The 8,783-nt window shown below is 35.5% G+C and carries 6 protein-coding genes and 1 pseudogene; 3 read left to right on the forward strand and 4 right to left on the reverse strand.

The window, feature by feature from the left end; genetic code table 11:
• The 3 genes from VE944_RS00205 to VE944_RS00215 all read left to right on the forward strand — a co-directional run.
• On the forward strand, positions 1 to 318 hold a 318-nt coding region (locus VE944_RS00205), incomplete at its 5' end, for a tetratricopeptide repeat protein (RefSeq protein WP_324970736.1).
• A 148-nt stretch (positions 319 to 466) separates the two neighbouring features.
• Positions 467 to 1,249, forward strand: coding sequence for a glycosyltransferase family 2 protein (locus VE944_RS00210; RefSeq protein ID WP_324970738.1), 783 nt, complete (start codon positions 467 to 469; stop codon positions 1,247 to 1,249).
• A gap of 74 nt (positions 1,250 to 1,323) precedes the next feature.
• Positions 1,324 to 4,671: an O-linked N-acetylglucosamine transferase family protein gene (locus tag VE944_RS00215; RefSeq protein WP_324970740.1), complete on the forward strand. Its 3,348-nt coding sequence runs from the start codon at positions 1,324 to 1,326 to the stop codon at positions 4,669 to 4,671.
• A gap of 8 nt (positions 4,672 to 4,679) precedes the next feature.
• On the opposite strand, the pseudogene VE944_RS00220 reads toward VE944_RS00215, so the two are convergent.
• The 4 genes and pseudogenes from VE944_RS00220 to VE944_RS00235 all read right to left on the reverse strand — a co-directional run.
• Positions 4,680 to 5,015, reverse strand: a pseudogene (locus tag VE944_RS00220) (element excision factor XisI family protein).
• Entirely contained in the window at positions 5,003 to 5,422 is a 420-nt protein-coding gene (locus VE944_RS00225) for a XisH family protein (protein ID WP_324970742.1), read from the reverse strand. Before VE944_RS00225 ends, VE944_RS00220 begins: the two are co-directional and overlap by 13 nt.
• A gap of 487 nt (positions 5,423 to 5,909) precedes the next feature.
• Positions 5,910 to 8,102 carry an O-linked N-acetylglucosamine transferase, SPINDLY family protein gene (locus tag VE944_RS00230; RefSeq protein ID WP_324970744.1) on the reverse strand — a complete coding sequence of 731 codons (2,193 nt, stop codon included), beginning with the start codon at positions 8,100 to 8,102 and terminating at the stop codon, positions 5,910 to 5,912.
• Between the two features lie 185 nt (positions 8,103 to 8,287).
• Positions 8,288 to 8,783: type IV pilin-like G/H family protein (locus VE944_RS00235; protein ID WP_324970746.1), on the reverse strand; the 496-nt coding region annotated here is incomplete at its 5' end.

Here is an 8,783-nt window from a genome sequence, read left to right on the forward strand (position 1 = left end):
TCGATGTTCTCGTTTTTTGGTTCTACGGTGTTTGCAGTAATTCCGGCAATCCAACAGGCTAGCCAACCTAAGCCAGCAATTGCGTCACCTTCTGCTGAGTCAGTATTACAACAACAGGCGCGGGGCTACGAGTTGGTTTTACAACGGGAACCAGAAAACCAACTTGCTTTAGAGAAACTGTCTTTGCTGCGGTTGCAATTGAAGGATGGTAAAGGTTCGATAGAACTTTTGGAGAAGTTGGTGAAGTTACATCCTGATCGGCAAGATTACAAAGTTGTATTAGAGCAGGTTAAGAAGCAAGAGGGAAATAGCGATTAGTACAGTAAAGCTGAGTAGCTACTAGGTATTAGTAAACTTAGATGTCTTGCATTTATTGTAACTATTAAAGGCGCTAAACATATTAATTTTGTGCCAAAAAAAATAAATTAATTCTGCAAAAAAACTCTAGGAAAGAAAAGCACATAAAATGACAGCAAAAATAGATATTTTAATCCCAGCAATTAATAACTCATATTTTACTAGTTTTTTAATTAAAAGTATAAAATATTACACAAAAATTCCTTTTAGCATAATATATATTGACAATGGTAGTGAAGATAGCGAATTTAATAATGTAATTCAAAGTTTAGATAATGTAAATCATGTAGTTATTAGAAACAGAAAAAATTTGGGATTTGTGAAAGCTATTAATCAAGGATTAAAACTAAGTACAGCAGAATATATATGTTTTCAAAATAACGATACATTAGTCTTTAATGACTGTTTTGAGAAATTAATTAGTCATCTTAAGAATAATCAGAATTTAGGCATTATTTCCCCTATAGCATCTGTGGGTGGAGGTAAGCAAGGAATTGAAATTATTCAGTCTACCTGTCCTATGTTTAAGGATGGAACAAAAAGTTTAGATATTAATCAATTTTCCCATAATGAAATAAATGAATATCTATACAAAAGTTTCAAAGGTAAAATTATCGAAGTTAGTAGCGCACTTGCTTTTTTCTCTATTGTAATGCCTCGTAATACCTTTGAAAAGATAGGATATTTAGATGAACTATATGGATTAGGGCTATACGAAGATGATGACTATTGCCAAAGAATAATTTCTGAAGGTTTAAAATTATCTTTGGCTTTAGATACATACGTATGGCACTTAGCAAGTACAACATTTAAAACAATGTATCCAAATAAAAATATGAACGAGTTGCTTATAGAGAATAAAAAACTTTTTGATAAAAAATGGAATAATTAAAGTGAATTATTGTCTTTTAAAAGAATCTTGAAGTAAATTTTCCAAAAACCATTAGTTTTTTAGGTACTGATATCATGCTAATTAATAGATATGTAAATATAGGTATAGTTACATTTAACCGTCTTGAGTTTACCAAAGAGGCCATTGCATCTGTTGTAAAATATACATGTTTTCCTCATACTATTACTGTTGTAGATAACGCTAGCCACGACGGAACTAAAGAGTATCTCAAAGAACTTCATCAAACAGGAATAATAAACAATCTAATTTTACTTGAGGATAATATTGGTATTGCTAAAGCTTCAAATTTAGCTTGGTTACAGGAGCCGGAAGCACTTTATTACCTGAAGTATGATAATGACATTGTTATTCAAAAGAACAATTGGCTTTCCACACTAGTATCCGTTGTTGATGCAATACCAGAGATAGGAGTAATTGGCTACAATTTTGAGCCAATCAGCTATCCATTGCAAATTATCAGAAATCACCAAATTAGAGTAAAAGAAGAGGGTAATATTGGAGGCGCTTGCTTTTTGATTCCGAAGCGTACACAAGATATTTTAGGTTACTGGTGTGAGGACTATGGTCTTTATGGATTTGAGGATGTTGACTATAGCTTTAGAGTAAAACTTGCAGGGTTACTAAATGTCTATATGGCGGATGAAGAGATTGGTATTCATCTGCCTGCTGGCAAAGCGCCGAGGGTAGATGGTATAACTTGGTGTGCAAGTGATGGAGTTGAAGAGGTAACACACAAAGAATATCGTAATTTTAAAGATTTGAATCTTAGAGAAAACATTACTAATGGACTTGTCAATAGAAATTTTGAAGGTTACATCAATAGAAAGCAGCCTTTATATATTTTTGCAAACTCATCTTTATTACCAATGATTTCAAATCGTAGCATAAAAATAAATGAGCCACTTAAAAATAATTTAATTCAGCATAGATATCAATCACAATCCAAGAATCTGCGTGTAGACTTAGGCTCTGGGACAAATAAACCTGATGGTTTTATCGGGGTAGACATTTGGCCAGGATTAGGTATAGATATTGTTGCCGATCTTAGTAAAAACTTTCCATTTGAAGATAACAGCGTAGATGAAGTCAGAGCGCACGATGTTATTGAGCATCTCCAAGATCGACTGCACACTATGAATGAGATATGGAGAATTTGTAAGCCTGGTGCAAAAGTTGATATTCGGGTACCATCTACAGATGGGAGAGGAGCTTTTCAAGATCCCACACATATCAGTTTTTGGAATATCAATTCGTTTTTATACTACTGTAATGATTTTCCTAGTTACCTAGAACTTTGTAAAAGATATGGATTTCAAGGTGAGTTTAAGGCTATACAGCTTGAAAATGAGGAAACTTCTGGTGGAGTAATCCATGTCAGGGCAGAATTATGTGTAGTAAAACCAACATCTAATCTAAATGAAAAACCAATTTCTGAAAATGTTGAAGTTGTGCATCATCCACAAGCAGTTCAGAAACAATTAACTACCGAAAATAATGTAAATAGCCTTGGTATAGAAATAGAGCTTTTATCTAAATTATTCTTATTTCCCCCTCAAATTTATTTCCGTGAAATTGGTGAGGCAGATAATTACTATGAATATTTGCAAAATTCACTTAATTATCTGCACGCATCTATATTCAGCAACAGTGATTCAAAGTTATGGCATCAAGTCGCTCACAAATTTACTCAAACTGCTAATTTTATCCCAGCCTACTTCAATGAGTCAAATCTGAAAGATATCTATGTTAAACGTGCAGAAATAATAGAATATTTTCTGAAACTCAATGGACATGAGCTTGACTATGAGTTTGCAGATAGACCTGTAAACAGAAAAAAAATTCGGCTCGGTATCCTAGCAACACATTTCACACCTTCAGCCGAAACATTTGCCTATCTTCCTGTTTATGAATATATCAGTAGAGATTTTGAAGTCATTTTGTACTCTTTGAGTCAAACTGGTCATCGATTAGAACAATATTGTCAACTCTGTGCGAACTCTTTTAAGCTGCTACCACAGGAATTATCAGCACAGGTTAAGACCATTCGTGCTGATGATGTTGACATATTGTTTATAGCTACCAATGTAACCGCAGTAACTAATCAAATCTGCCTTTTAGGAACCCATAGATTAGCCAGAATACAAGTTACCAGTGGTGGTTCTGTAGTTACAACCGGAATGCGAAATATGGATTATTATATTTCCGGTACATTAACTGATCCATCTCCAGCAGCACAAAACCACTATCAAGAAAAGTTAGTCAAACTAGAAGGAAGCGCCCACTGTTTTAGTTACGGTACTGAAGAAGAAAAATTAACAACTCGATTTGAGCGAGATAGTTTAAAAATTCCTGAAGATGCTGTTGTTTTTATTTCTGGAGCTAACTACTTCAAAACAGTTCCAGAATTGATTGAAACGTGGGCAAAAATCATTTCTAGAGTAGAAAACTCAGTTTTAGTACTTTTACCATTTGGGCCAAATTGGTTAAATAACTATCCAAAAACAGAATTTATCAATCACTTAAATTCTATATTTTCTAAGTATGGATTAGGGACTGAACGCTTAATAGTCTTAGATCCTCAACCCGTCCCAGATCGGGACGATATGAAAGAGTACTATAAAATTGCTGATATATATCTAGATTCTTACCCATTTGCCGGGACAACTTCTCTGGTAGAACCACTACAGGTTAATTTGCCAGTAATTGCAAGGCAGGGAAATAGCTTTCGCTCTGCAATGGGAGCCGCAATGGTGCAAGCACTGGATGTCCCTGATTTAGTTGCGGATAGTGAAGAGTCTTATATACAATTAGCGATCGCACTCGGAACTGACCCTGAATTACGCCAACAAAAGAGCGCCCAAATCAAGGAAAGAATGCAAGATAATCCTAGTTTTCTTGATAGTCGCTCTTACTCAGCTAAAATAGGCAACCTCTTCCAAGAACTATTTAGTAAATATATTGCAGATACCCTGAGTCAAAATTTCCGCTTAGGAGATATCAACCTAATTATTTTCCCAGACTGGTCACAGTCAGAAGATTTACTATATCAAGATTTAGCAAGTGCCATTTCTACTCTTACTACTCACCCAGAGAAAAGTAACATAACTCTTCTCATAGATACTCACAATATTTCTGAGGAGGAAGCCGATATGCTTTTATCTTCTTTGACCATGAATTTGCTCATGGAAGATGATGTAGATATAACTGAGGGGCCAGAAATTTCTTTGCTAGGTAAGATGACTGATGCACAATGGAAAACTCTTTTACCTAGAATCAATACTCGAATTGCTTTAGCAACAGATAATCAATCTGCGATCGCACAAGCAAAAGCAGGAACACTTTCATCCTGCGATGTAGATAGTTTGATCGCATCCAATTTAGAGATAACACCTGCTTTTTAATAAATGCTCTAACCCACTGCATATTCTGTAAACTTCCTCATGAAAGGAGACTGAAATCCTAACACAATATCTTCTTTAGGAACTCCCATGCTAACCAAAGTTTCTGCAATATCTTCTTCTGTACCATTCCACTGAAGCCAAATTTTTCCACCCCTAATATCAATGTGGAGGATACAACTATGTACCCAATCTTGACCCTCTCAGCCTACATGGACTACTTGGTAATGGTCACGTTCTATATCAAAAATATTCTCAACATCTATATTACTGCTAGCAGGTTTTTGCTCACTATACTCTTGTAATATCTGTTGTACAATCTGCCGATACTGGGCTAGTTTATCCATTTAAAAATCACCTCTTGCTCTACATCATAAATAATCATTTTGACTTGATTTTCTTCAATCATCGCTTGGGGAAAATCAAGTTGAAAAAATGTTTTGTAAGTTGTTAAAGGTACTGCTAAATACAAAACACGCTCTGGCTGTCGTCGCCTTAATGCGCCTCTATAGTTGATAAACTGTCCCAATACTGTATGAAATTCTGAGATTGCAGAAGATTTCTCTAAAAAACTTTTGATTTTAACAGCAATTTTTTCTCCCTCCCGTTCTGCCGCAATAAGTTTTTCAGCACCCAAATCAATAGAGACATTCACACCACCTACGCTAATTGAGAGTGGGTCATGAGTAATCTGCCAACCATCCTTCTGCAAAGCTTTTTTGACAACTTTATGAAAGACATCTTTAGCAGACATAGCTATCCATAATCGTATTTATTATTTTTATATTACCTTTTTAGCTCATCATGCAGGACAGGCAACCACCTAATAATCTGAGTTGTCAAAAATATAGATAATGGAACGAACTGTCAACAATGCCTTCTCTGTGAGAGGCTTCCGCCAACGCGCAGCGTTTCGTTAGAGAAGGACGCAAAGGGAAGAAAGAACAAGAGACATATATAATTTTCATAAATGATATCATGTCCGCATAATTAGTTACGATTCCCATAGTCATTGCACCCCACCCCCAACCCCTCCCCGCTTGCGGGGAGGGGAGACAAAGCGTAGCTTTGGCGGGGTGGGGTTCTTTCGGTTTAATAAGTAATCAACCGGACATGATATGATTTAGGACTGCTATATAACCTCGCTTCTATTCCTCTGTCCTAAAAGGAAAGAAGCTTTGAATCTTTCTCCCTTTCCCTTGCAGGGAAGGGGCTGGGGGTTAGGTCTATATTCCATGTAATTAAGAACCGCTATATTTCTGCCACATCTGTTGATAGGCATTCTCCATTTCACGGGCAAATTTCTTACCATTCCACAGAGGTGATGTTTGCCTTGATTGTCGCAGTTTCCACGCAATTTGCTGCCTTAATGCAGCATCTTTACCCAACCTCACACCCCACTCTACATACTCTTCATCACTCCAAGCTAAACCTTCTGTAACTCCTACATTCATCATCATTGTGTAGCTATTACGGGCAGCAAATTGTTCTCCTACTCTGGTGACTATGGGGATACCCATCCATAATGTTTCTAGGGTTGTGGTTGCACCGTTGTAGGGATAGGTATCTAAGACAATATCCGCAATGGCTAAATTGGCACGATGTTCCATATCTGTAGGTGCAGAAGGTAGAAACCTTAAGCATTCTAAATCTACCCCTTCAGCTTCAGCAATTGGCGTAATAAAGTTTTTTAAATCTTGATGATTACTGCGATGACTTTTAAGTAAAAAATAGCTATTAGGAACTTGTTTTATAATCTGCATTTGTAACCGGATATTATGGAGATTACGTTTTACTCCGGTTTGGGAACTAAAATAAATAATCCCATCATCAGGAATATTTAAAGATTCTCTGCTGATAGTTGGTGTTCCTACAGTAAAGCCATCAATACCAATATAATTTTGAGGGAGTCGCCAAATTTTTTCAGTATAATAATCTTGTGCTGATTCTGGTAATACATAGTTATCAGCAATAAAATAATCAACTGTTGGGAAACCAGTCCCATCATAGCCTAACCAAGTAACTTGAACTGGTGCCGGTTTCAGGGCTAAAATAGCACAGTTTCCATAGGAAGTTAAACTATCTAAATCAACTAATATATCTATTTCATCTTGGTTAATTTTATCTGCAACTGTAACTATTGGAAGAGAGCCTTGATAAAAATGATCGCCAAATTCGTTTTTATAAGCTTGTTGTTGTGGATCATGAGAAATCTCGCCTAAAGAATATAAATGAATATCAAATTGTTGCCGATCATGATATTTTAATAACCACCAAGCTAAAAAGCCGACAGAATGAGTACGAAAACAGCTTGATAAATAGCCTATTCTAAGGGGACGTTCACTCAAAGAAGGACGAGGTGAGTGAAAACGTTGTTGATAAGTGCTGATATTTTCAGGGAAATTTTTCCATATCAGTTTTTGACATAAAGTAGCTACTCCATTGCGAATTAATCTATTTTCACGCGGGTTATCTTCCATATATAGTAAAAAAGCACCAATACCTAAAAGTTGAACTAAAGTTTCGCTTTCTGTTTTACTGGTGACAATATTAGATAAAATTAGTTTATATTTTTGGTAAACTTGAACTGATTTTTCCCAATTCTCACAAGAGGCTAAAAGGGCTTCCAGTAAAAATTGAGTACCCATAATTTGATCAATTGGTTCTTGAGAAAGTTCTAAATATTTGTTTGCCCAATAAATAGACTCTTTAGTATAATCTAGTCCTAGTCTTTGCAGAGGACAAATAATTTTTCTAATACAATCTAGATTATTAGGTTCTAGCCGGAGCGCAATTTTTGCAAAATAAATCGACAGATGGTGATAAAAAAAATAATGTAATGATTCAGCTTTATCTGTCAATAATTTAAAAATAGTTTTAGAAGCTAAGAAATAAGGTATAAATGCTTCTACCAGTTTCTCTATAAAGGGAGGAGGGCTAACTGGGTCAAGATGAACTAGTTTTTCAATCACTTGGACTAATAAAATTTCATCAAAAATAGGGATTTCTGTTAGTTGAGATATAGTTTCAATTAAGTTATTAATAACTATTTCCAGATCCTCAATGTTTAAATTTATGTTTAGCTCGACTAATTTTAAAATATTATTAATATGTTCAGGAATAAATTCTCTAATGTGTTGACGAACTACCCAAGCCAGTTGATAGTTATAATTTGCTTCTTGTTGTTGAGCAGCATTTAATAAAACTTCTGTTAATTGTTGCAGCCACTGTTCTGATTCTTGTTCTCCAAATTCGAGAAATGGAGTCATCCAAATAATCTGCGCTTCTTCTTCTCTACCTTCTAATAATAAGGCTAATCCTAAATACCAATAATTAGTAACTTTCCTGGGATTTTCAGTAATATGTTGTTCATATTGTGGAATGGTTAACAAGATAGGATTTGAATAAACTTCTTTATTTAACTGGATGGTCATAATTGAAAACCCTGGAATTGTTTTTAAATTTCTTGCTAAGTGAGATTAAACCTGATTTGAGATCAGCTTCAAAATCAAAAGCAGGGGTTAACATCGTTAACCCCTACATTATGTAAGAAGATTAAATAAAAAATGCTATATCAACTGGAATTGATCTAGCATTCCCAAAAATAAAGTATTAAACTTTATTTCATGTTTTCTGCACCAGCAACACCAGTACAGGTTGCGCCTGAGGCAGTAGTTAATACAGGAACAGGAGCAGTACCACTAACTCCAGTTGTCTGACAAGCAGCCGCAGAAGTTTGTCCACTGTCGAGAATGACAACACCACCAGCAAAGCTTTTCAGAGACTTAATATCTTGAGCTACTGCTGAAACACTTGTAGTGGTGTTATCTGTGGCGGATATAGTATATGCATAATTAACAGTTCCGGTAGGAATACCAATTTGCAGGTCGGCAATAGAGCCAGCAAAGGATGGGTTTTCAATCCGGTAAGATTGTTGCGCTCTGTTGACTGAACCAACGTAGGTTTTCGCTTCTGATTGTTTAGCTTTTGCTGCTTGGTTCAAGAAAGAAGGTAGAGCGATCGCAGACAAAATACCGATGATGATAATTACTACTAGTAATTCAATGAGTGTAAAACCTTCATTTTCGTTCTTTTTGTTGAGGATGTGTTGAAGG

It is taken from the genome of Nostoc sp. (assembly GCF_035638895.1).
Lineage (GTDB): Bacteria > Cyanobacteriota > Cyanobacteriia > Cyanobacteriales > Nostocaceae > Nostoc.

Bases quoted from the DNA above. Each gene is read 5' to 3' on its own strand.
- VE944_RS00230 (WP_324970744.1), bottom strand. From the start codon at position 8,102: ATGACCATCCAGTTAAATAAAGAAGTTTATTCAAATCCTATCTTGTTA.
- VE944_RS00215 (WP_324970740.1), top strand. From the start codon at position 1,324: ATGCTAATTAATAGATATGTAAATATAGGTATAGTTACATTTAACCGT.
- VE944_RS00225 (WP_324970742.1), bottom strand. From the start codon at position 5,422: ATGTCTGCTAAAGATGTCTTTCATAAAGTTGTCAAAAAAGCTTTGCAG.
- VE944_RS00210 (WP_324970738.1), top strand. From the start codon at position 467: ATGACAGCAAAAATAGATATTTTAATCCCAGCAATTAATAACTCATAT.